The 21,903-nt window shown below is 56.0% G+C and carries 20 protein-coding genes; 10 read left to right on the top strand and 10 right to left on the bottom strand.

Going from position 1 to position 21,903, the window contains the following annotated elements; translation table 11 throughout:
• Positions 1-36: 36 nt before the first annotated feature.
• Entirely contained in the window at positions 37-1,899 is a 1,863-nt protein-coding gene (gene gss, locus VF709_RS19915) for a bifunctional glutathionylspermidine amidase/synthase (protein ID WP_029882959.1), read from the bottom strand.
• A gap of 183 nt (positions 1,900-2,082) precedes the next feature.
• Between gss and yghU the strand changes: the two genes are divergently transcribed.
• The gene (gene yghU, locus VF709_RS19910) at positions 2,083-2,952 is read left to right on the top strand and encodes a glutathione-dependent disulfide-bond oxidoreductase (RefSeq protein WP_013098701.1); all 870 of its coding nucleotides are present in this window, start codon (positions 2,083-2,085) and stop codon (positions 2,950-2,952) included.
• A gap of 160 nt (positions 2,953-3,112) precedes the next feature.
• On the top strand, positions 3,113-3,445 hold the full coding sequence (locus tag VF709_RS19905) for a glycine zipper domain-containing protein (RefSeq protein WP_013098702.1): 333 nt from the start codon (positions 3,113-3,115) through the stop codon (positions 3,443-3,445).
• 271 nt (positions 3,446-3,716) lie between these two features.
• Here the strand turns inward: VF709_RS19905 and VF709_RS19900 are convergent, their stop codons facing one another.
• Positions 3,717-5,264 (bottom strand): methyl-accepting chemotaxis protein, encoded by a 1,548-nt coding sequence (locus VF709_RS19900; protein ID WP_020689507.1) that lies wholly within the window; start codon positions 5,262-5,264, stop codon positions 3,717-3,719.
• A gap of 246 nt (positions 5,265-5,510) precedes the next feature.
• On the opposite strand from VF709_RS19900, the gene VF709_RS19895 reads away from it, so the two are divergent.
• Positions 5,511-6,551 carry an aldo/keto reductase gene (locus tag VF709_RS19895; RefSeq protein ID WP_149896632.1) on the top strand — a complete coding sequence of 347 codons (1,041 nt, stop codon included), beginning with the start codon at positions 5,511-5,513 and terminating at the stop codon, positions 6,549-6,551.
• A 357-nt stretch (positions 6,552-6,908) separates the two neighbouring features.
• Here VF709_RS19895 and VF709_RS19890 read toward each other — a convergent pair whose 3' ends face one another.
• Both VF709_RS19890 and VF709_RS19885 read right to left on the bottom strand, forming a co-directional pair.
• The gene (locus VF709_RS19890) at positions 6,909-7,397 is read right to left on the bottom strand and encodes a TIGR00645 family protein (RefSeq protein WP_013098707.1); all 489 of its coding nucleotides are present in this window, start codon (positions 7,395-7,397) and stop codon (positions 6,909-6,911) included.
• 72 nt (positions 7,398-7,469) lie between these two features.
• A complete protein-coding gene (locus tag VF709_RS19885) occupies positions 7,470-7,973 on the bottom strand; it encodes an ESA_00282 family adhesion-associated protein (protein WP_013098708.1) in 504 nt (167 codons plus the stop codon).
• Positions 7,974-8,077: 104 nt separating this feature from the next.
• Between VF709_RS19885 and VF709_RS19880 the strand changes: the two genes are divergently transcribed.
• Complete coding sequence (locus VF709_RS19880; RefSeq protein WP_013098709.1) at positions 8,078-8,482, top strand: hypothetical protein; 405 nt, start codon at positions 8,078-8,080, stop codon at positions 8,480-8,482.
• A gap of 1 nt (position 8,483) precedes the next feature.
• On the top strand, positions 8,484-8,933 hold the full coding sequence (locus tag VF709_RS19875; RefSeq protein ID WP_062856312.1) for a hypothetical protein: 450 nt from the start codon (positions 8,484-8,486) through the stop codon (positions 8,931-8,933).
• Positions 8,934-8,975: 42 nt separating this feature from the next.
• Here the strand turns inward: VF709_RS19875 and exbD are convergent, their stop codons facing one another.
• A complete protein-coding gene (gene exbD, locus VF709_RS19870; protein WP_014833267.1) occupies positions 8,976-9,401 on the bottom strand; it encodes a TonB system transport protein ExbD in 426 nt (141 codons plus the stop codon).
• A gap of 6 nt (positions 9,402-9,407) precedes the next feature.
• Positions 9,408-10,139 (bottom strand): tol-pal system-associated acyl-CoA thioesterase, encoded by a 732-nt coding sequence (exbB, locus tag VF709_RS19865; RefSeq protein WP_013098712.1) that lies wholly within the window; start codon positions 10,137-10,139, stop codon positions 9,408-9,410.
• A gap of 251 nt (positions 10,140-10,390) precedes the next feature.
• On the opposite strand from exbB, the gene metC reads away from it, so the two are divergent.
• Positions 10,391-11,578, top strand: a complete 1,188-nt coding sequence (metC, locus tag VF709_RS19860; RefSeq protein ID WP_013098713.1) for a cystathionine beta-lyase — start codon at positions 10,391-10,393, stop codon at positions 11,576-11,578.
• Between the two features lie 142 nt (positions 11,579-11,720).
• Positions 11,721-12,380: a DedA family general envelope maintenance protein YghB gene (gene yghB / locus VF709_RS19855; RefSeq protein ID WP_013098714.1), complete on the top strand. Its 660-nt coding sequence runs from the start codon at positions 11,721-11,723 to the stop codon at positions 12,378-12,380.
• Between the two features lie 45 nt (positions 12,381-12,425).
• Here the strand turns inward: yghB and VF709_RS19850 are convergent, their stop codons facing one another.
• Positions 12,426-13,325 carry an AraC family transcriptional regulator gene (locus VF709_RS19850; RefSeq protein ID WP_023619917.1) on the bottom strand — a complete coding sequence of 300 codons (900 nt, stop codon included), beginning with the start codon at positions 13,323-13,325 and terminating at the stop codon, positions 12,426-12,428.
• A gap of 195 nt (positions 13,326-13,520) precedes the next feature.
• Here VF709_RS19850 and yqhD point away from each other — a divergent pair, with 195 nt between their 5' ends.
• Both yqhD and dkgA read left to right on the top strand, forming a co-directional pair.
• Positions 13,521-14,684, top strand: coding sequence for an alcohol dehydrogenase (gene yqhD / locus VF709_RS19845; protein ID WP_013098716.1), 1,164 nt, complete (start codon positions 13,521-13,523; stop codon positions 14,682-14,684).
• Positions 14,685-14,789: 105 nt separating this feature from the next.
• Positions 14,790-15,617, top strand: a complete 828-nt coding sequence (dkgA, locus tag VF709_RS19840; RefSeq protein WP_023619916.1) for a 2,5-didehydrogluconate reductase DkgA — start codon at positions 14,790-14,792, stop codon at positions 15,615-15,617.
• A gap of 85 nt (positions 15,618-15,702) precedes the next feature.
• On the opposite strand, the gene VF709_RS19835 is transcribed toward dkgA, so the two are convergent.
• Positions 15,703-17,877 (bottom strand): YgiQ family radical SAM protein, encoded by a 2,175-nt coding sequence (locus VF709_RS19835; protein ID WP_038420579.1) that lies wholly within the window; start codon positions 17,875-17,877, stop codon positions 15,703-15,705.
• A 200-nt stretch (positions 17,878-18,077) separates the two neighbouring features.
• On the opposite strand from VF709_RS19835, the gene VF709_RS19830 reads away from it, so the two are divergent.
• Positions 18,078-19,553, top strand: a complete 1,476-nt coding sequence (locus VF709_RS19830; RefSeq protein ID WP_013098720.1) for a TrkH family potassium uptake protein — start codon at positions 18,078-18,080, stop codon at positions 19,551-19,553.
• 30 nt (positions 19,554-19,583) lie between these two features.
• Here the strand turns inward: VF709_RS19830 and ftsP are convergent, their stop codons facing one another.
• Entirely contained in the window at positions 19,584-20,996 is a 1,413-nt protein-coding gene (gene ftsP / locus VF709_RS19825) for a cell division protein FtsP (protein ID WP_013098721.1), read from the bottom strand.
• A gap of 59 nt (positions 20,997-21,055) precedes the next feature.
• Positions 21,056-21,793 carry a 1-acylglycerol-3-phosphate O-acyltransferase gene (plsC, locus tag VF709_RS19820; protein ID WP_013098722.1) on the bottom strand — a complete coding sequence of 246 codons (738 nt, stop codon included), beginning with the start codon at positions 21,791-21,793 and terminating at the stop codon, positions 21,056-21,058.
• Positions 21,794-21,903 lie beyond the last annotated feature (110 nt).

The raw sequence follows: 21,903 nt of genomic DNA, 5'->3' as shown, positions 1-21,903 counted from the left end.
CCGCAGGTTCTCCCTGCGGATGCTGATTCTACCCGGTTACTTATCCTTCACTACAATCAGCGGTTCAATATCGCTCTCTTTTTTCACCACCAGCGTTTCATCCCCACGCAGGCAGGTTCCGCCGTAATTCCCGCCCACGGTAAAGGTACAGACCTGAATATATTTGCCGTCCACCTTCGGCAAACACCACAGCTGCTGATAGATATTCTTGCGATCGACAAACTTGCCGCTGGATTTATCCAGCAGTTCATCCTGGGCGCTGATCAGATCGATATTACTGCCGCAACGGCCGGCAATGGGTTTGACGGCATAACCTGTCTGCTTCAGCAGCGCGTTAACCTCAAAATCGGTATCGAGCAGGTAGCGGTGGTTCGGGAACAGCTGCCACAGCACCGGCAGGATCGCCTTATTGCCAGGGATCACCGTCCACAGCGGTTCAAACACCAGCACTTCCGGGCGCAGCAGGACGTCAATCAGCCGCACCTCGCCTGCCGGGTGACCGGTGCGGATTGGCACGGCAGCGTATTCGGTTTCGCTGACCTCCCGAATCTGCTCGATTGCCGTCTCCCACGCCCAGGTTTTCCACACGCAGTTGACGTGGCGACCTTCGTCGTCGATTAACTGCCCGGCAGCATCCCAGCTCAGCGCGCCCAGACCGTGCAGAATTTTGGTGTCAAACCCGGCCTGCAGCAGCGAGCGCTGAATGAAGAGCGCGTGATAATCCTCTTCGACATCGTTGTCCTGCATGATGTGCACGAACGGACGCGCATGGCTGTGTTTCCACGCCCCGGTCAACTCCTCCAGCAAACCTTCTGCCGGGTTGTGCCCATTGCCGCGATAGCCGTTTTTGACCCACTCTTCCAGAATTAACCCGCCCTCGGTGTGGCAGGAGGCGGAATCAGCGTTGTACTCGTAAACCTTAATGCCGCGCTCATCCATACAGAAATCCATACGACCGGTGATCATATGGTGGCGACGCCACTGCCAGGAGAGACGCAGGCGCGGCCAGAGGATTTTGGGGATATCGAAAAGCGCCAGTAAGTTATCATCTTTCAGCACTTTGTCGGTGGCATGCAGGTACATCAGATGCAGTTCATTGGTCGCTTTAATCAGCTCCTGCTCGGCGCTTTCGGTAATCGTGAAATAGTGGCAGGGATCGTTATTAATAACGTGGCCGTTGGCGCGGATGTAGGCCTGCTGCAGGGCGTCATTTTCGTTGAGCCATTTTCCGTCGTATTGACGTTTATTCTTCAACCGCGCACCGCTGATTTTCAGCAGTTCGCCGTCAGGTTCGGGCTGGGGAATGCTGTGCTCCGTGTCGTCCGTCTGGATCATCCAGCCAAGGATTTCGGTATCGCTGAAGGTGTCATGAAGCGTGTAACAGCCGTTCTCAACGGTCATGCGCAGTTCGCGGGTCCACTGCTGTCCGAGCGGAAGCGGGGAGTGAATAACATTCTGCTCGGCAATGCGGACCTTGCCATCTAAAAGCTGGGTGATTACCGCGACATGGCCGGTTTCATGAAACTCGCCGCCCTTTTGCCAGATGAGCAGCGCCCCGGCCTGCGGCGCGCGTTTCGAGCCGTTGGCAAAAGCCTGTAACGGCAGAATATTATCGTTCACCACCTGGCGCAAAAAACGCAGGGAGAAGATCTCCCACGCCATCCCGACATCGGTAAACACAAAGCCATAGTTGAGGAACAGGAAACGGCGGGCGAATTCCACACACTGCCACTTGTGGCCCATGTATTCGTTGCCAATATAGCTGCGGAAATCCGCGTCTTGCGGGTACTTACGCGGGTCCAGACTGCCGTAATTTGAAGAGTAAATCGCCACGCCACCGGGCGCATAGCCTAACAACGTCCCGAATGGCGCATCACTGCTTAACTTTCCTTTACGCATGTATCCAACCTAAAACAGGCAGGCGGCAATTTTTGGAAGGGTTGTCGTCGTCTGCACGTTGTAATTAACCTGACAGAGGTAGGGTTATCATACACCTCCCCTGACCTTTGCGCTCAGTTCGTTAAACGGTCTATTCATCTCCTGCTACACTGCCTCAACACATCACAAAAAAGGCAGGCCAACATGTCAGACGAAAATACCTATCAGCCACCCAAAGTGTGGGAATGGAAAAAGAACGGCGGCGGGGCGTTCGCCAACATCAACCGTCCTGTTTCTGGTGCCACACATGAGAAAGATCTGCCCGTCGGTTCGCACCCGCTGCAGCTTTACTCCCTGGGCACGCCGAACGGCCAGAAAGTGACGATCATGCTCGAAGAGCTGCTGGCGCTGGGTGTAACGGGCGCGGAGTACGACGCGTGGCTGATCCGCATCGGTGAAGGCGATCAGTTCTCCAGTGGCTTTGTTGAGGTGAACCCGAACTCGAAAATACCGGCGCTTCGTGACCACTCCACCACCCCGCCAACGCGCGTATTTGAATCCGGAAACATCCTGCTCTATCTGGCAGAGAAGTTCGGGCATTTCCTGCCAAAAGATCCGGCTGGCCGCACGGAAACCCTGAACTGGCTGTTCTGGCTGCAGGGCGCGGCCCCGTTCCTCGGTGGCGGTTTCGGCCATTTCTACAACTATGCGCCAGTGAAGATCGAGTACGCGATTGACCGCTTCACGATGGAAGCCAAGCGCCTGTTCGACGTACTGGATAAACAGCTCGCCCGCGGCCGTTACGTGGCGGGTGAAGAATACACCATCGCCGATATGGCGGTCTGGCCGTGGTTTGGCTGCGTGGCGCTGGGCAGCGTCTACAACGCCGCCGAGTTCCTGGACGCAGAGAAGTACACCAACGTCCAGCGCTGGGCAAAAGACGTAGCGAACCGCCCTGCCGTGAAGCGCGGACGGATTGTGAATCGCACCAACGGTGAGCTTAACGAGCAACTCCACGAACGCCACGCGGCGAGCGACTTCGAAACCAAAACCGAAGATAAGCGTCAGGCGTGATGCGCTGCCGGGCGGGTAACCGCCCGGCCAGGCAAATCCTTGCCCAGGGCATGATTAGCTTAAGGGTTGGGCCGGTATTACTGGCACTATGCGGACGTTTTTCTCCAGCCAGACGGCGAGAAGCGACGTTTCAACCGACAGCAGTCACAAAGGATTTGTTATGAAATCAATCAATACAGCGCTGGTGATCAGCATCCTTCTTTTTTCTACCTCAGGTATGGCGATGGATAAAACCGCCGCCGGTGCGGTAGCAGGCGCGGCGATTGGGGCGGCCACAGGTAAAGATCTGAAATCCACCGTAGGCGGCGCGGTCGTGGGTGCAGGCACGGGTGCGATGTTCAAAAACGGTGACAAAGGTAAAGCCGCGCGTAAAGGCGGTGCCGTAGGCGCTGTTGTTGGTGCAGGTGCCGCTGCCGTGACGGGCAACAGCGTGCTGAAAGGTGCCGCTGTGGGTGCGGGTTCAGGCGCGCTGATTGGTGAAGCGACGCACTGATAACCGCCGTGGTTCTGCTTTTCGAGCCGGTAGGTTGAGTTTAATGACAACCCCCCGCTATCAACAACTGAACCGCTTGTTTTGCCGGGTGGCGATACGCTGACCCGGCCTACAATCGACAACAATATCAATAAATTGGCACTGTTCGTTGTAGGCCCGTGCAAGAGTAGCGCCGCCGGGCGAGGGGCACATCTCGCACGATATCAGCAGCCTGAACCCAGCGCTTACGCTGGGTTTCTTGTTTTCTCTGGTCAGGCAACCAACCGCAACATTATGCCGTGAGACGGAACTTCTGCACCGAACGCTGAAGCTCTTCGGTCTGCCGCTCAAGTGCCGCTGCCGCGGCGGAGACCTGCTCCACCAGCGAGGCGTTTTGCTGGGTCACACCGTCCATCTGCGTAATGGCAACCCCGACCTGGGAAATGCCTTTGCTTTGCTCCTCAGAGGCTGACGCAATCTGCTTCATGATGGTGGTCACTTCCGTTACATCGCGCAGAATCGCTTCCATGGTGGTCCCCGTGTCGTTCACCAGTTGAGCCCCCTGCTCGACGCGAGCGACGGAATCGGCAATCAGCCCTTCAATCTCTTTCGCCGCGTTGGCGCTGCGGCTGGCCAGATTACGCACCTCACCTGCCACCACGGCAAAGCCACGGCCTTGCTCACCCGCTCGCGCCGCTTCCACTGCTGCGTTGAGCGCCAGGATATTGGTCTGGAAGGCGATACTGTTAATCACGGTGGTGATTTCAGCAATTTTCTTCGAGCTGTCGGAAATACCGCTCATGGTGGTCACCACCTCCTCCACCAGCGAGCCACCGCGGCTGGCCGTGGTCGATGCCACATCCGCCAGCTGGCTTGCCTGACGTGCGCTTTCGGCGTTCAGCTTCACGGTGGCAGTGAGTTGCTCCATGCTGGCTGCTGTCTCTTCCAGCGCGGCAGCCTGCTCTTCGGTACGGGAGGAGAGATCGTTGTTACCGCTGGAGATCTCGGTCGCCCCGCGCCAGATATTTTCACTGCCCGCGCGGATCGTGCTGACCGCCTCACGCAGGCTGTCCTGCATGGCACTCAGCAACGGCACCAGCTGTCCCACACAGTTACGACCAAACGGTTCAATGGGCTGGCTGAGATCGCCCTGCGCAATCTGGCGGAACTGCTGACGAATTCGGTCCAGCGGTTTCACCAGCATCGCCACCAGGTAACGGTCGCTAAAGAGCAGGATCAGCAGACCAATCACGGTGGCGGCAATAATCACCGTGCGGGTCATACTGGTCAGGCCATCCACCACTACGCGGGTACTGTCGAGGGCCTTCGCAGCGGCGTTATTGAACTCCTCAGCGGCCGCACCAAACGCACGGCTCAACTGTGGCGTGACGTTATTAGCCTGCTGGCGATAACCATCCAGCGCGCCCAGCTTCGCCTGCTGCATTTGCGGCGTAACGCCCTGCTCGAGCAGCGCCTGCCAGGTGCCGATCACCCGGGAGGAGACCTGTTCATCCATCGGGCCCGGAGAGATCGCTTTCATCTCGGCCAGTTTTTTGCCCATGTTATCCAGCGCCTGCTGGGCGGAGGCCAGATCCGGCGTACCGCCAGCGGCTTTGACTTCCATCGCGCGGCTCAGTCGGGTGACAAAGCGGAAATACTGATCGTTGCCCTGGCTGAGTATGGTCATCTGTTTCACCAGCTGGCGATCGACTTCATTGCCATCCGAAACGCGAGAGAGGGACCAGGTGCTGTAGAGTCCAACGCCTGCCCACATTAAACAAAAGATCCCCAGGATCGTCAGCATGACGAAACGGATCGTGAAATTACGGAGCATGTTCATAAGTGTTCCTTGCCGTGAGGGTGAGTTCGCCCAGAGGCGAGTACTACTCTCGTTATCGGCAGGAACCGCGGAAATTATAACCTTTTGTAACTATTTTTCGTTAGCGTGGCTTCACAGGTACCACAGCACCGATTAACGCTTAGAGGCCTTTCCCGCCGCGACATCGCTTCACGAGCAGATTTATGGTTTGATAATCAAAGAATGAAAACGCTGTTTCGAAAATTCATCGATAAGAAAGGAGACATCATGTCCTGGCACCCTAACCCCGGCCGTTATGAAAATATGCAGTACCGCTACTGTGGCAAAAGCGGGCTGCGCCTGCCTGCGCTGTCGCTTGGCCTGTGGCGTAGCTTCGGCCACGTTCAGCCGCTCGACACCCAGCGTGCGCTACTGCGTAAAGCCTTCGACCTTGGTATCACCCATTTCGATCTTGCCAATAACTACGGCCCGCCTGCGGGGAGCGCGGAAGAGAACTTTGGTCGCCTGCTGCGGGAGGATTTTGCCGCCTGTCGCGACGAGCTGATTATCTCCACCAAAGCGGGTTACGACATGTGGCCGGGACCGTATGGCTCGGGCGGCTCGCGCAAATATCTGCTCGCCAGCCTCGACCAGAGCCTGAAGCGTATGGGTCTGGAATATGTCGATATTTTCTATTCCCATCGCGTGGACGAGAACACGCCGATGGAAGAGACCGCTGCCGCGCTGGCCCATGCGGTGCAGAGCGGTAAAGCGCTGTATGTCGGAATTTCGTCCTATTCAACGGCGCGCACGCAGAAAATGGCTGACCTGCTTCGCGAATGGAAAATCCCACTGCTCATACATCAGCCGTCGTACAACCTGCTTAACCGCTGGGTGGATAAAACCGGCCTGCTGGAGACGCTAAAGCAAAACGGTACTGGCTGTATTGCGTTTACCCCACTGGCGCAGGGGTTGCTGACCGGAAAATACCTCAACGGTATTCCTGAAGGTTCGCGGATGCAGCGCGAGGGGAATAAAGTGCGCGGGCTGACGCAGAAGATGCTGACCGAAGCCAATCTGAACAGTCTGCGCTTGCTCAATGAGATGGCACAGGCACGTGGTCAGACAATGGCGCAGATGGCGCTAAGCTGGCTGCTGAAAGATGAGCGCGTAACGTCCGTGCTGATTGGCGCGAGCCGCCCGGAACAGCTGGAAGAGAACGTTCAGGCGCTGAAAAACCTGCGCTTTAGCGAAGAGGAGCTGATACGCATTGATAAGCATGTTGCGGATGGAGAGTTGAATCTGTGGCAGGCGTCGTCGGATAAATAGTGCGGTCTGTTGCCCTCTCCCACAGGGAGAGGGTTCCCCAGTAATTTTTTTAACCATAAGCGATGAATGTTGCTTCAGGAAAATGAAAGACTTACAGCGACGCCCTGGTCCGGCTGTAAATCGCTGAGGCGTTTCCTGCAGGCCGGGTCGCCAGGGCGGCGGCGATTGAGCCGCCCTGGCACGTTCACAGGTTATGTCGTAACAGAGTAGCAAGGAACATAAAGTGAACGGAATGACCTCCACAGCCGTATGTTCCCCCTCACCCCAGCCCTCTCCCAAAGGGAGAGGGGGCCGTCTGTGCAGGCATTATTTATGGGGATCCCTCAGCCCACAGGGAGAGGGCGGTTAAGAAGGAAATTACTTCTTGCTGATCTTATCCAGATACCCCATCACAAACGCCGAAAGCACAAACGTCAGATGGATAATGACATACCACATCAGTTTGTTGTCCGGGACATTCTTTGCGTCCATGAACACGCGTAACAGGTGGATGGAGGAGATCGCCACAATCGAGGCGGCCACTTTATTCTTCAGCGACGTGGCATCCATTTTGCCCAGCCAGCTCAGCTTTTCTTTACGCGCGTCGATATCAAGCTGGGAGACAAAATTCTCATAGCCAGAGAACATCACCATCACCAGTAAGCCCCCCACCAGCGTCATATCCACCAGTGACAGCAGAACCAGAATCAAATCTGCTTCGGCAATGGAAAAGATGTTCGGCAGAACATGCAAGATTTCCTGGAAGAACTTAATCGTGAGCGCAATCAGCGCCAGCGAAAGGCCAAAATAGACGGGTGCCAGTATCCAGCGCGAGGCGTACATAGCGTTTTCAAAGAAGCGTTCCATAAAGTCCTGTCTGCAAACGAAACCAGCACTCAGTATATCGCAACGGCGCTGACTGTTTGCAACAACTAACCATTACACGTTGTCAGGATCCACCTCAGGGCGCGCATACTCCGGCCAGACCAGCACCACCAGCTCCGGATAGGCTTCCAGGCTGAACTCGCGAAAGCACTGACGCAGGTTTAATACGTCTAAATCGGAATACGAGACCTTCTCACCATTCAGACAGCGCTTTTTGATATTGTCGTAATATTTATAGACCGCTGAATTCAGGTCACTGCAGCGACGCTGCGCTTCAAACAGGCCCGGCGTGTCATTAATTTCCGACATTTTCATCCGCTTTATTGTCGCGTGCAAAAAGTCGATATATTCATGGTTCACCCGCCAGTACCAAACCGGCGTCACCGAGTTCATCAAAACAGAGAAATGGTCTTCACCTTCCTCTTTAGTCATCAGTTCAGGCTGTGGGGTTTCACTGGTGTCTTTCGACTCTTTCGTTTTATTGAACTCCTGCATCAATAAAAGAACACCAGCGGTCAGTAATAGTAATGTAATGACCGTAAAAAAGATGCTGTTCATGGGTTGGCTCCATTTTTTTTGATTTTAAAATTGCCTCATGATATTGTCAACGAATCTCACGCCTTTATCTTCCCCACCTTGTTGAAATTAAAGGAAATTAAAAAATGTTGCCCGACTATCTCGTCCCGGCTAAGTACCACATCACGCCTGTGGAACAGCAACCGACGGAAGCAGAAAAAGAGGCTAATTTCACTCAGGGAAAAAGAAAGCTCGCTGATTTTGAGCCTGACATATTAATTGGTGTCTCCCGTAGCGGCAAATCCCGTAATATGTTGCTGGAAGAGCACGATCGTCATATAAAGGATCGCTTATTTCGCGCCATCAAAATTGAAGCCTTTGTCCACCTGTTGAATGACCTGCAGGCAGAAGGCGAAATAGATGCCCAGAAACTAAGTCAAATAATGGCCGAAAAGACCAAAGAAATAAATGAAGCGGGCAATGAAATTTGGCTTAATCTAATTACGCGAGAAAAAAACAACCCTATTTTTTATAACCTGGGGGAAGATTAATGTGAAAGACGTTAAAGATAACGATGTCTATTTGACTTTAGATGAGAAAAAAAGTGACGAATTTATCTTAAAGCAAAATCTCGAGGCTTTGCGTAACACCAAAAACGCCGAGATGACGCGTATTACCCAGGATCTGGTTTCCATTCCGGCGACGCTGGTGCGCCTGAAATGGCAGAACCGCCGCGAGATTTATCCCTTACAGGTCAAGGAAGAGATTTACGGCGCCGTGATGAATGCCATCATCGAACAACGGCCCGAGCTGAAAGAGAAGCTTCTGGGGCGTCTGGAGGCCAATTATCAGTATCTGCTGGCCAGAGAAACCGCAACCCTGCGCCTGACGCGCAAACTGTCCGACGGCGAGTATCGTACCTCAAACGTCACCAGCGTCGCGCTTGACGAGGACGTGCTGGCAGCCCTCTCTCCCGCGTCGACGGATAACAAACACGAATAACCCGACAGGCATAAAAAAAGCCGGCTTTCGCCAGCTTCTTCGTTATTTCGCGGCCGCTTTCTCTTCGCCGACCAGTCCAATCTTCAGATAACCCGCCTGATGCAGCGTATCCATGACCTTCATCATGGTCTCGTAATCAACGGTTTTATCCGCACGGAAGAAGACCGTCGTGTCTTTCTTACCGCCAGTGAGCTGATCCAGCGCCGGGATGACAGAGTCAGCCGTCACCGGGTCGTTGCCGAGGAACATCGATTTATCTGCTTTCACCGACAGATAGATGGGCTTTTCCGGGCGCGGCTGCGGCTGGCTGGACGAGGCCGGCAGGTTTACCTTCACGTCGACCGTCGCCAGCGGCGCAGCAACCATGAAGATAATCAGCAGAACCAGCATAACGTCGATAAACGGCGTCACGTTGATTTCATGCATTTCGCCGTTATCGTCCAGATTTTCATTAAGACGCATTGCCATAATTCATTAACCTACGCGCAGTTTGGACGCCGCGTGCACCGGTTTAGCGGCACTGGCATTCAGATCAAGATCGCGGCTTTGCAGCAGCAGAACCTGCGCGGCGACGTCACCGAGGGTGGCTTTATAGCTGCCAATCATGCGCGCGAAGACGTTATAGATAACCACCGCAGGGATCGCCGCAACCAGACCGATAGCGGTCGCCAGCAGCGCTTCGGCGATACCCGGTGCAACTACCGCCAGGTTCGTCGTTTGGGTTTGCGCAATCCCGATAAAGCTGTTCATGATGCCCCAGACCGTACCGAACAGCCCCACGAACGGCGAGATGGCCCCGATGGTCGCCAGATATCCATTGCCCCGGCCCATATGGCGACCCACGGCGGCGACGCGACGCTCCAGACGGAAGCCGGTACGTTCTTTAATACCTTCGTTATCTTCACTGCCTGCGGAGAGTTCCAGCTCGTTTTGCGCTTCGTTAACTAACAGGGTGGTCAGGCTTTTCGCGTGGAAGGATGAGGTCATGTCAGACGCCTGATCCAGAGAGCGGGCTTCAGCCAGCTGCTGTTGCTCACGCTTGAGGCGGCGCTTCTGAGAAATCAGCTCGGCGCTCTTGCCAAAGAAGATAGCCCACGTGATCACGGACGCCAGAATCAGGCCGATCATCACAATCTTAACCACGATGTCAGCATGATGATACATGCCCCAAACGGAGAGATCCGTCTGCATCAAATTATTACCCACTCTGTATCTCCAGGACGCAAATCACAAAATCTGAACGTAATAATATCAAAACATCGTCGAATTGATAGTCGTTCTCATTACTATTTACATAGTGCCGCAATTTTCGCTCATATTCCTTGCGCTTACGCAGTAAAAATTTCTTATGCGGTTTTTTGCTAATATTTTCTGCTTATTCGATAAGCATCCGGGTGCAGATTTTCACATTCGTGGTAGTCTGGACGTCCAGACGTATAAAAACAGGGTTAGCGAACATGACCAAGAAGCATCTTGATACCACGCTGGTACAGGCCGGGCGCAGCAAGAAATATACTCAGGGTTCGGTGAACAGCGTGATCCAACGGGCCTCCTCGCTGGTGTTTGATACCGTAGAGGACAAAAAAATCGCCACGCGTAACCGCGCCAAAGGCGGGCTGTTTTACGGACGTCGCGGCACGCTAACCCACTTCTCACTGCAGGAAGCCATGTGCGAGCTGGAAGGCGGCGCAGGCTGCGCGCTGTTTCCGTGCGGTGCGGCGGCAGTCGCCAACACCATTCTGGCGTTCGTGGAACAAGGCGACCATATTCTGATGACCAACACCGCCTATGAACCGAGTCAGGATTTCTGCACCAAAATCCTCTCCCGACTCGGCGTAACCACGGGCTGGTTCGATCCGCTGATTGGCGAAGGCATCGCAGAGCTTATTCAGCCCAACACGCGCATTGTGTTCCTGGAATCTCCGGGTTCGATCACCATGGAAGTACACGACGTGCCGGCCATTGTGAAAGCCGTGCGCAGCAAAGCGCCAGAGGCGATTATCATGATCGACAACACCTGGGCGGCGGGCGTGCTGTTTAAAGCGCTGGAATTCGACATTGATATCTCCATTCAGGCGGCGACCAAATATCTGATTGGCCACTCAGACGGGATGATCGGCACGGCCGTTTCTAACGCCCGCTGCTGGGATCAACTGCGGGAAAATGCCTACCTGATGGGGCAGATGGTCGATGCCGATACCGCCTACATGACCAGCCGAGGCATCCGCACGCTGGGGGTGCGCCTGCGTCAGCATCACGAAAGCAGCCTGAAGATAGCTGAGTGGCTGGCGCAGCACCCGCAGGTTGAGCGCGTCAACCATCCGGCACTGCCGGGCAGTAAAGGGCATGAATTCTGGCAACGAGACTTTACGGGCAGCAGCGGTTTGTTCTCATTCGTTCTAAAAAAACGGCTGAATAATGACGAGCTGGCAAGCTATCTGGATAATTTTACCCTCTTCAGCATGGCCTACTCCTGGGGCGGGTTTGAATCCCTGATCCTGCCTAATCAGCCGGAGCAGATTGCGGCCCTGCGCCCTGGCGGTGAAGTGGACTTCAGCGGCACCCTGATTCGCCTGCATATCGGTTTAGAAAACGCGGACGATTTAATTGCCGATTTAGCAGCAGGGTTTGCGCGTATCGTGTAGAGTGCTGGCAAACATGTACTCCATGGATGCTTTTGTGGACACCGCCACCAGAAAAGTCTGCATTAGTTGCGCCCGCGATCAACCCCATCGGGCAAATAAGGGAGTACAATAGTGCTATATCTGTTGTTCCACAGGAAAGTCCATGGCTGTTATTCAAGATATTATCGCGGCGCTCTGGCAACACGACTTCGCCGCACTGACCGATCCTCACGTTGTAGGTATCGTCTATTTCGTGATGTTCGCGACCCTGTTTCTGGAAAATGGATTACTGCCAGCCTCATTTTTACCCGGTGATAGCCTCCTTTTGCTTGCGGGGGCGTTAATCGGTAAAGGTGTCATGGACTTCGCGCCGACCATGGTGATCCTCACCTCCGCGGCAAGCCTGGGCTGCTGGCTGAGCTATCTGCAGGGCCGCTGGCTCGGCAACACGCGCGTCGTGAAGGGCTGGCTGGCGCAGCTACCGCATAAATACCATCAGCGTGCGACCTGCATGTTTGACAGGCATGGCCTGCTGGCCTTGCTGGCCGGGCGTTTTCTGGCCTTTGTTCGCACCCTGCTGCCCACCATGGCAGGCATTTCCGGCCTGTCGAACCGCCGCTTCCAGTTCTTCAACTGGCTGAGCGCGTTGTTATGGGTGGGTGTCGTTACCACTCTCGGCTATGCGCTGAACATGATCCCGTTTGTGAAGCACCATGAAGACCAGGTAATGACCTTCCTGATGGTGCTGCCGATGTTCCTGCTGGTGGCTGGACTGGTGGGAACGATTGCGGTGGTGATTAAGAAGAAGTACTGCAGTGCATAAATAAAAGCCGGGTGGCGCTATCGCTTACCCGGCCTACGTTTGCCGTCAGACTCCCTGCATGGTTCGGATGCGTGACGCATCTTCCCCCGGCGTGACGCCGAAGTAGCGCTTAAACTCCCGACTAAACTGCGACGCACTCTCATACCCGACCCGCATCGCCGCCGCGCTGGCCTTCATGCCGTCGTGGATCATCAGCATCCGCGCCTTATGCAGCCGGTAGGTTTTGAGGTACTGCAGCGGCGAGGTGCTGGTCACCGACTTAAAGTTGTGGTGAAACGCCGAGACGCTCATGTTCGCTTCCGCCGCCAGCTGGTCAACGCTGAGGTTTTCCGTGTACTGGCTTTCGATGCGCTTGAGCACGCGGCTTATCAGGCTGAAGTGGGTCTGCCGACTGACCAGCGCCAGTAGTGCCCCACCCCCCGGCCCCAGCAGCACATGATAGAGAATTTCGCGGATGATTTGCTTACCCAGAATACGCGCATCCAGCGGCCTCTCCATCACGTCCAGCAGACGCTCAATGGCACAGAGGATCTCCTCTGACAGCGTGGCTGAGTTAATGCCGCTCGCCGCCATCGACGGCTGGAAAAGCTCGTCTTCGCCAATGTCCATCAGCAGCTCCTGTAGCTGAAGAATATCGACATTCACGCGGATCCCCGCCAGCGGTACCTCCTCTGTCGCGAAGGTTTCACATTCGAAGGGTAAAGGTACTGTCAGCAGCAGATATTCATTGGTGTCATAACGGAACACGCGTTCATTGATATAACCAATTTTATGGCCGGAAAAGAGAAAAACGATGCCCGGCTGATACATCACCGGCGTCCGCGTTCCCGGCTGCGTCCCGTAGAGCAGGCGAATATCCGGCAGCAGTTCGCCTGGGTTATTTTGCTTATCAATCAGCCTCTTAATCTGCGAAGTGAGCTGAAGACAGATGGCTTCACGGTTCATTTAGGGTTACTCCGGGTACGGTTTGCGACCCTCACAGTCTGCGCATTTTCCTGACGTTTCTCCAGTGCTCTGTAGAAATGGGCAAGACATCGGCAGGAATGTGCATTGAGAGGATATCCCCGGGCAGCCACAATGTGCAGCATCAGGTAGCCATCCGCGCCACCACGATTTTTCACCCACGATAGGGAACGAGCCATGAATAATTTTAATCTCCACACCCCAACCCGCATCCTGTTTGGTAAAGGCGCTATCGCCGATCTGCGTGCACAGATCCCCGCTGACGCCCGCGTGCTGATCACCTACGGTGGCGGCAGCGTGAAAAAAACCGGCGTGCTGGATCAGGTTTACAGCGCACTGGAAGGTCTGGACGTGCGCGAGTTTGGCGGTATCGAGCCAAACCCTTCTTATGAAACGCTGATGAACGCGGTGAAAATCGCCCGCGAAGAAAACATCACCTTCCTGCTGGCTGTCGGCGGGGGTTCCGTGCTGGACGGCACGAAGTTCATCGCCGCGGCAGCACACTACGCCGACGGTATCGACCCATGGCATATCCTGGAAACCCGCGGCAGCGACATTAAAAGCGCGATCCCGATGGGCTCCGTGCTGACCCTGCCAGCCACCGGTTCTGAATCCAACAAAGGCGCGGTGATCTCCCGTAAAACCACCGGAGACAAACAGGCCTTTATGAACGAGCACGTTCAGCCCGTATTCGCGATCCTCGATCCGGTGTACACCTACACCCTGCCCGCGCGTCAGGTCGCGAACGGCGTGGTCGACGCCTTTGTTCACACCGTTGAGCAGTACGTGACTTATCCGGTGGATGCCAAAATTCAGGATCGTTTTGCGGAAGGCATTCTGCTGACGCTGGTCGAAGAGGGTCCGAAGGCGCTGAAAGAGCCAGAAAACTACGACGTGCGTGCCAACGTGATGTGGGCTGCAACGCAGGCGCTGAACGGCCTGATTGGCGCAGGCGTGCCGCAGGACTGGGCAACCCACATGCTGGGCCATGAACTGACGGCGATGCACGGTCTGGATCACGCCCAGACGCTGGCGGTGGTTCTGCCGGCCCTGTGGAACGAAAAACGTGATACCAAACGCGCCAAACTGCTGCAGTACGCGGAACGCGTCTGGAACATCACCGAAGGTTCTGACGACGCGCGTATCGATGCGGCAATCGAAGCGACCCGCAACTTCTTTGAAGGCCTGGGCGTGCCGACGCGTCTGTCCGGCTATGGTCTGGATGGCAGTTCTATCCCTGCCCTGCTGGCTAAACTTGAAGAACACGGCATGACTCAGCTGGGCGAACACGGCGACATTACGCTGGACGTTAGCCGTCGTATCTACGAGGCGGCGCGCTAAGCGTTTTTGGCATCCTGCCTTTCGTTTTTTGACATTTCGTCCAGACTTAATGCACACCCCATCGCCGGAGTCCCCCTCCGGCGATGCGCACCTGAAGGAGGAAAAATGGCAAACCAAACCGTAATCAAGCTGCAGGACGGCAACGTGATGCCCCAGTTGGGGCTAGGTGTATGGAAAGCCGGTAACGACGAGGTCGTCTCCGCCATTCATAAAGCACTGGAAGTCGGCTATCGGTCCATTGATACCGCCGCCGCCTACAAAAACGAGGACGGCGTGGGGAAAGCACTGGCCAGCGCCGGTATGCCCCGCGACGACCTTTTTATCACCACCAAACTGTGGAACGACGACCAAAAGCGCCCGCGCGAAGCGCTGCAGGAGAGCCTGGAGAAACTCCAGCTCGATTTCGTCGATCTGTATCTGATGCACTGGCCGGTTCCGGCTATCGACCATTATGTTGATGCCTGGAAAGGGATGATTGAACTGCAAAAAGAGGGGCTGGTGAAAAGCATCGGCGTCTGTAACTTCCAGGTTCATCACCTGCAGCGTCTGATTGACGAAACGGGCGTTGTGCCGGTGATTAATCAGATTGAACTGCACCCGCTGATGCAGCAGCGCCAGCTTCACGCCTGGAACGCCACACACAAAATCCAGACCGAATCCTGGAGCCCGCTGGCTCAGGGCGGTGAAGGGGTGTTCGACCAGAAAATTATCCGCGATCTGGCGGATAAATATGGCAAAACCCCGGCGCAGATTGTCATTCGCTGGCACCTGGACAACGGCCTGGTAGTGATCCCGAAATCGGTCACGCCATCGCGCATCGCCGAGAACTTCGACGTCTGGGATTTCCGCCTGGATAAAGATGAGCTGGGCGAGATTGCGAAACTGGATCAGGGCAAGCGTTTAGGGCCCGATCCGGATCAGTTTGGCGGGTAGTAAAAAGCCGGGTGGCGGCTGCGCCTTACCCGGCCTACGATCTGAGTTGTAGGCCCGGTAAGCGAAGCGCCACCGGGCAATGAGACTAGCCGCTCTTACGTTTCACATTCTTTTTCGTTCCCGCGCTACCGTTCGAACGCTGATGCACAATTGGCGTATGCTTGGTCAGCGCCGGGCGCGTATGGCGGTTCTGGCGACGCGCTTCGCGCATCTCATCCAGCGTTGGTGCCGGCACCAGACAGTCGCGACGCGAGCCAATCAGATGCTTTTTCCCCATCTCTTCCAGCGCCTGGCGGATCAGCGGCCAGTTAGCCGGATCGTGGTAGCGCAGCAGCGCTTTGTGCAGACGACGCTGTTTATCCCCTTTCGGCACCACCACGTCTTCACTCTTGTAACCAATTTTACTCAGCGGGTTTTTGCCGGTGTAGTACATGGTTGTGGAGTTGGCGAGCGGTGACGGATAGAAGTTCTGCACCTGATCCAGACGGAAGCGACGCTGTTTCAGCCACAGCGCCAGGTTCACCATGTCTTCATCGCGCGTACCCGGGTGGGCGGAGATGAAGTACGGGATCAGGTACTGCTCTTTCCCTGCCTGCTTTGAGTAGGTATCGAACAGCTGTTTAAAGCGATCGTAGCTGCCCATCCCCGGCTTCATCATTTTCGACAGCGGGCCTTCTTCGGTGTGCTCCGGCGCAATCTTCAGATAGCCACCGACGTGGTGCGTCGCCAGCTCTTTGATGTAACGCGGATCTTCCACAGCGATGTCGTAACGTACCCCGGAGGCAATCAGGATTTTCTTGATACCCTTCAGATCACGCGCGCGGCGATAGAGGTTGATCGTCGGCTCGTGGTTGGTGTCCATATGTTCGCAAATGCTTGGATAGACACAGGAGAGACGGCGGCAGGTTTGCTCCGCGCGCGGCGATTTACAGCGCAGCATGTACATATTGGCCGTTGGGCCGCCGAGGTCGGAGATCACCCCGGTAAAGCCAGGCACGGTATCGCGAATGGCTTCGATCTCGTTGATGATCGAATCTTCAGAACGGCTCTGAATAATGCGCCCCTCGTGCTCGGTAATGGAGCAGAAGGAGCAGCCGCCGAAGCAGCCGCGCATGATGTTGATCGAGAAGCGGATCATCTCATACGCCGGGATACGGGCGTTGCCGTACGCCGGGTGCGGCACGCGTTTGTACGGCAGCGCAAAGACGCTGTCCATCTCTTCGGTGGAGAGCGGGATCGCCGGTGGGTTGATCCAGATAAAACGCTCGCCGTGCTTCTGCATCAACGCACGCGCACAGCCGGGGTTGGTTTCATGGTGCAGAATACGGGACGCATGGGCGTAGAGCACCTTATCGGCTTTCACCTTCTCGTAGGACGGCAGCAGCACATAGGTCTTTTCCCACGGTTTCGGACGCGGCGGCTGCACGACGATTGCCTTCGCTTCCGCTTTCTTTGGCTCAACCGGTTTGTTATCGGCGCACGGCAGATCTTCGCCATACGGGTGCGGGATAGGATCGATTTTGCCCGGCATATCGATGATGCGGGAATCCACCCCGCGCCAGCCCGGCAGCGCTTCTTTCACCATGATGGCGGTGTTGCGCACGTCGCGGATGCTGCTCACCGGCTCGCCCTGCGACAGACGGTGCGCCACTTCTACCAGTGGACGCTCGCCGTTACCGTAAATCAGCATGTCGGCTTTGGAGTCCACCAGCACCGAGCGGCGCACGGTATCAGACCAGTAATCATAGTGCGCGGTACGACGCAGGCTCGCCTCGATGCCGCCCAGGATCACCGGCACATCTTTCCAGGCTTCTTTACAGCGCTGGGTGTAGACCAGCGTGGCGCGGTCAGGGCGTTTGCCCGCCACGTTATCCGGTGTGTACGCATCGTCATGGCGCAGCTTACGGTCGGCGGTATAGCGGTTGATCATCGAGTCCATGTTACCGGCGGTCACGCCGAAGAACAGGTTCGGTTTACCCAGACGCATAAAGTCGTCTTTGCTGTTCCAGTCTGGCTGGGAGATGATCCCCACGCGGAAGCCCTGCGCTTCAAGCATGCGGCCGCAGATGGCCATACCGAAGCTCGGGTGGTCAACGTAGGCATCGCCCGTGACCAGAATGATATCGCAGCTATCCCAGCCCAGTTGGTCCATCTCTTCCCGGGACATCGGCAGGAACGGCGCCGGTCCAAAGCAGGCCGCCCAGTACTGGGGCCACGAGAAAAGGTCACGATCCGGCTGGATCAGGGAAATTGCGCTCATAATGCTTCCGAAGAAAAAATAGACAAAAGGAGCCGGATTATACGCTGTTCATCCGCCGGATTTGAAGAAAAGGATGCAAGAGGCAGACAGATATTCATAGAAGTCGTTAAAATACAGCGCCCTGATTATTTTGGCTCATAATATTCACTCTAACTTCCGGTGATTTTCCCCCGGAACAGGTTCTTGCGCGGAGTTCTGTTGTGAAGTTCAACGATTCGTTACATGTCTCCCAGCTGCGGGTTGTGCTTCATCTCTGCGGGTTTCTGGTTCTTCTGTACAGCCTGTCTATGCTGCCGCCGATGGTTATCGCTCTGCTGAATAAAGAGCGAACCTATTTTGCTTTTTTGACCACCTTTTTGACCTTTTTCAGCCTCGGCGGCCTGGCCTGGCGGGCAACCCGTCACGCCGGTATACAGCTACGCACCCGCGACGGATTCGTGATTATCGTCCTGTTCTGGCTGCTGTTCTCATTAATCAGCGCCATGCCGCTCTGGATGGACGATGGCCTGCAACTCTCCTTTGCTGACGCACTTTTTGAAGGCGTTTCCGGGATCACCACCACGGGCGCAACGGTGATCGGCGACGTCAGCGCCCTGCCCAAATCGTACCTCTATTATCGCGCGCAGCTCAATTTCATTGGCGGGCTGGGCGTCATCGTGCTGGCCGTCGCGGTCCTGCCGCTGCTGGGCATCGGTGGTATGAAGCTGTACCAGTCAGAAATGCCCGGCCCGTTTAAAGAGGAGCGTCTGACGCCCCGGCTCGCCGATACCGCACGCACCCTGTGGGTCACCTATCTGGCGCTGGGGATAACCTGCACGCTGGCGTACTGGCTGGCGGGGATGCCCTTTTTTGATGCCGTTTGTCACGGGCTCTCCACCGTATCCCTGGGCGGCTTTTCAACCCGCAGCGAGAGCATCGGTTTTTATGACAGCCACGCGATTGAGCTTGTCGCCGGCACCTTTTCGCTGCTTTCGGCGTTTAACTTTACCCTCTGGTATGTCGCCCTTGTCAGACGCACGCTGAAGCCGATTCGCCGCAGCCCGGAGGTGAGATTCTTTCTGGCCGCTGCCGCGGTGCTTATCGCCATTACCGCCTGGCAGGTCTGGCACGCGGGAATGTATAACCCTCTCGACAGCCTGGTGCACGCCTTCTTCCTGGCAAGCTCAATGATGACCGATAACGGCCTTTCAACGGCCGATTACGCCCACTGGCCTGCCCACACCATATTCCTGCTGCTGAGCGCCAGCTTCTTTGGTGGCTGCGTGGGTTCGACCTGCGGTGGGATTAAGGCCCTGCGTTTTCTGATGATGTTCAAGCAGAGTATTCAGGAGATGAATCAGCTGGCGCATCCGCGGGCGCTGCTGACCATCAAGGTTGGCAACAGCGTGGTGAATGAGCGCGTCCTGCGTTCAGTATGGAGCTTCTTCTTTCTCTACGTGATGATCACAGGCTTTTTCGTCTGGGCGCTCAATCTGATGGGCTATGACCTGTTTACATCATTTGCGACGGTGGCTGCCTGTATCAACAATATGGGGCTGGGCTTTGGCGAAACGGCATCAACCTTCGGGACGTTAAAGGAAGAGGCCAAGCTGTTGATGTGCGCGGCGATGATCTTAGGACGTCTGGAAATTTATCCGGTGTTGATCCTGTGCTCGCGCTTTTTCTGGCGGGCATAACGCATTCCCGGCGCACCGGGAATGCTGTGCTTACGGCGCCGGGTTAACCAGCATTTGCCCTACGGAGCCCCTGTCCATCATCTCCAGCGTCTGGCTGTGGAACAGGAACGGGAAGTGCGGCCAGGAAGGCTGGCCGTAGTAGACAAGCAGTTCAACCTGACCATCCACCCAGACGGTGTCTTTCCAGCCCCTGTCTTCCGGGAATGGCATCGCGCCGTTCACGTTGCGGATCAGGAATGACACACCTTCAATATGGAACGACTGCGGCATGTCGGAGCGAACGGTCCAGCGCTCCCAGGTGCCCTGCTGGGCAGTAATGTCGATACGGTTAACGTCCCACAGCGCGCCGTTGATGCCCGGGTCGTCGCCGAGGCTGATATCACGGCTGCGCACCGGCGAACCGCTCATGATCTCCTGCGGCAGCAGGCGCATGGGCAGGCTGTCGGTCACCAGCGGCAGGAGACCGGTTGGGCGCAGGGTCAGCACCAGCGTGGAGACCAGAATGCTCGACGGCTCAAAGAAGCCACGAATGCGATCCACAATGCTCGCCGCTTCGCCGCAGGTCACCGAGACTTCATCGCCGTTGGTCATATCCACGAGGATTTCACGGCGTTCACCCGGGGCAAGCGCCAGCTGTTTAACGGACACCGGCGCCGGTAAAAAGCCCTGGTCGCCAGAGATCACATGCAGCGGGCGGCCATCGCTCATCTGCAACAGATAGCGGCGCGAGTTAGAGGCGTTCAGCAGACGCAGGCGAACCCAGCCGCGCGAGACTTCGACATACGGACTTTGCGCGCCGTTGACCAGCAGCGTGTCGCCAACAAAGCCACCGCTGCCCGGCTCGCTGTATTCCGGTGTGCCAAAGTTATCCAGACGCTTGTCCTGGATAATGACCGGGAAATCATCCACGCCGTAGTGGTTTGGAATGGGCAGAGATTTACTGACCTCGTCTTCTATCAGCCACATCCCGGCCAGGCCGTTATAAACCTGCTGGGCAGTGCGGTTAGGGGTATTAGCGTGATACCACAGCGTCGCCGCGCTCTGACGGATTGGCAGTACGGGAGCCCAGTCGGCGTTAGGCGACATCATGCGCGCGGCCCCGCCAATCAACGGGCCGGGAACCTGCAACCCGCTGATGGTCATCGCCACATTTTCAGGCGTGCGGTTGCTGTAGATGAGCTTTACGTCATCGCCATTCCACACGCGGATGGTCGGCCCAAGGTAGCGCCCGTTAATGCCCCAGACCGGCGCGCGGGTTCCCTGGGTAAACGACCAGTGGCTTCGCTGTAGCGTCAGGAATAGCGGCTGCCCGCGACGGGATTCAATCAACGGCGGAATGGGCAGCGGCTGTTGCTGCCCGGCGGCGCTGGCTGTCAGCGGCATCGCACCCGCACAAAGGGCGATCCCTGAAGCCTGAATAAACTGACGCCGACTGAGTGACATATAAGCTCCATCTGAAACGACTAACAACGCGGGAATTCGTTTTCCCTTTTAACGCCGGATTAGATCTTCCCGGCGGCTTCTCTCTCTGCGACTTCTTTGTCGAGCTGAGCAATATGCTGAACCATCAGTTCACGGCAGTGCGCTGCCAGCTCGCGGACCTGATCTTTACCGTATTTGCTGGTATCGACCGGCGGCAGCATCTCGACAATCACCAGCCCGTTATTCAGGCGGTTAAGATTAATCTTATTCGATGTATTGGAAACACACACGGGAATAATTGGAACGCCCGCCGCAATTGCGGCATGAAACGCCCCGGTTTTAAACGGCAGCAGACCGCGACCGCGGCTGCGCGTGCCTTCCGGGAACATCCAGATAGAAATGCGGCGCTTTTTGAAGTGGTTCACCACTTCCGCAATGGTACCGTGCGCTTTTGCGCGGTTATTACGGTCAATCAGCAAGTTACCCGTCAGCCAGTAGAGCTGGCCGAAAAAGGGGATCCACAGCAGGCTCTTCTTACCCACCGTCACGGTCGGCGGCAGCACGATGTTAGAGGCGGTCACCATATCGTAATTATTTTGATGGTTTGCGATATAGATGGCGTTACCGAAATTCTCCGCCCCTTCCGGCAGACGCTTTTCAACCTTCAGGCCAAACAGCGGTGCAAGACGACCAAACATGTGGCCGAAGGTGGCGACATGCTTCGGGTTACGCGGGCTGAACAGGCAATAGATGCAGCCGAAAACACAGACCAGAATGCAGTAGATAACGGTAAGAATAAGACGAACAATGTATAGCATAGCGACCTCTGAAGCCCTGACAGCTGACAATTATACTTCACCTGTGGCCAGGTAAGGACTTTATTACGAGCGCGTATTGTTAATCGCAACGCACGAATTAACAACGGTTT

The organism is Enterobacter sp. Lyrl_3 (assembly GCF_051948675.1).
GTDB classification, from domain to species: Bacteria; Pseudomonadota; Gammaproteobacteria; order Enterobacterales; family Enterobacteriaceae; genus Enterobacter; species Enterobacter cloacae.
Note: the sequence above shows the minus strand (reverse complement) of the source record. Positions and strands in the feature narration are given on the sequence as shown.

Bases quoted from the DNA above. Each gene is read 5' to 3' on its own strand.
- gss (WP_029882959.1), bottom strand. From the start codon at position 1,899: ATGCGTAAAGGAAAGTTAAGCAGTGATGCGCCATTCGGGACGTTGTTA.
- yghU (WP_013098701.1), top strand. From the start codon at position 2,083: ATGTCAGACGAAAATACCTATCAGCCACCCAAAGTGTGGGAATGGAAA.
- VF709_RS19905 (WP_013098702.1), top strand. From the start codon at position 3,113: ATGAAATCAATCAATACAGCGCTGGTGATCAGCATCCTTCTTTTTTCT.
- VF709_RS19900 (WP_020689507.1), bottom strand. From the start codon at position 5,264: ATGAACATGCTCCGTAATTTCACGATCCGTTTCGTCATGCTGACGATC.
- VF709_RS19895 (WP_149896632.1), top strand. From the start codon at position 5,511: ATGTCCTGGCACCCTAACCCCGGCCGTTATGAAAATATGCAGTACCGC.
- VF709_RS19890 (WP_013098707.1), bottom strand. From the start codon at position 7,397: ATGGAACGCTTCTTTGAAAACGCTATGTACGCCTCGCGCTGGATACTG.
- VF709_RS19885 (WP_013098708.1), bottom strand. From the start codon at position 7,973: ATGAACAGCATCTTTTTTACGGTCATTACATTACTATTACTGACCGCT.
- VF709_RS19880 (WP_013098709.1), top strand. From the start codon at position 8,078: ATGTTGCCCGACTATCTCGTCCCGGCTAAGTACCACATCACGCCTGTG.
- exbD (WP_014833267.1), bottom strand. From the start codon at position 9,401: ATGGCAATGCGTCTTAATGAAAATCTGGACGATAACGGCGAAATGCAT.
- metC (WP_013098713.1), top strand. From the start codon at position 10,391: ATGACCAAGAAGCATCTTGATACCACGCTGGTACAGGCCGGGCGCAGC.
- yghB (WP_013098714.1), top strand. From the start codon at position 11,721: ATGGCTGTTATTCAAGATATTATCGCGGCGCTCTGGCAACACGACTTC.
- VF709_RS19850 (WP_023619917.1), bottom strand. From the start codon at position 13,325: ATGAACCGTGAAGCCATCTGTCTTCAGCTCACTTCGCAGATTAAGAGG.
- yqhD (WP_013098716.1), top strand. From the start codon at position 13,521: ATGAATAATTTTAATCTCCACACCCCAACCCGCATCCTGTTTGGTAAA.
- dkgA (WP_023619916.1), top strand. From the start codon at position 14,790: ATGGCAAACCAAACCGTAATCAAGCTGCAGGACGGCAACGTGATGCCC.
- VF709_RS19835 (WP_038420579.1), bottom strand. From the start codon at position 17,877: ATGAGCGCAATTTCCCTGATCCAGCCGGATCGTGACCTTTTCTCGTGG.
- ftsP (WP_013098721.1), bottom strand. From the start codon at position 20,996: ATGTCACTCAGTCGGCGTCAGTTTATTCAGGCTTCAGGGATCGCCCTT.
- plsC (WP_013098722.1), bottom strand. From the start codon at position 21,793: ATGCTATACATTGTTCGTCTTATTCTTACCGTTATCTACTGCATTCTG.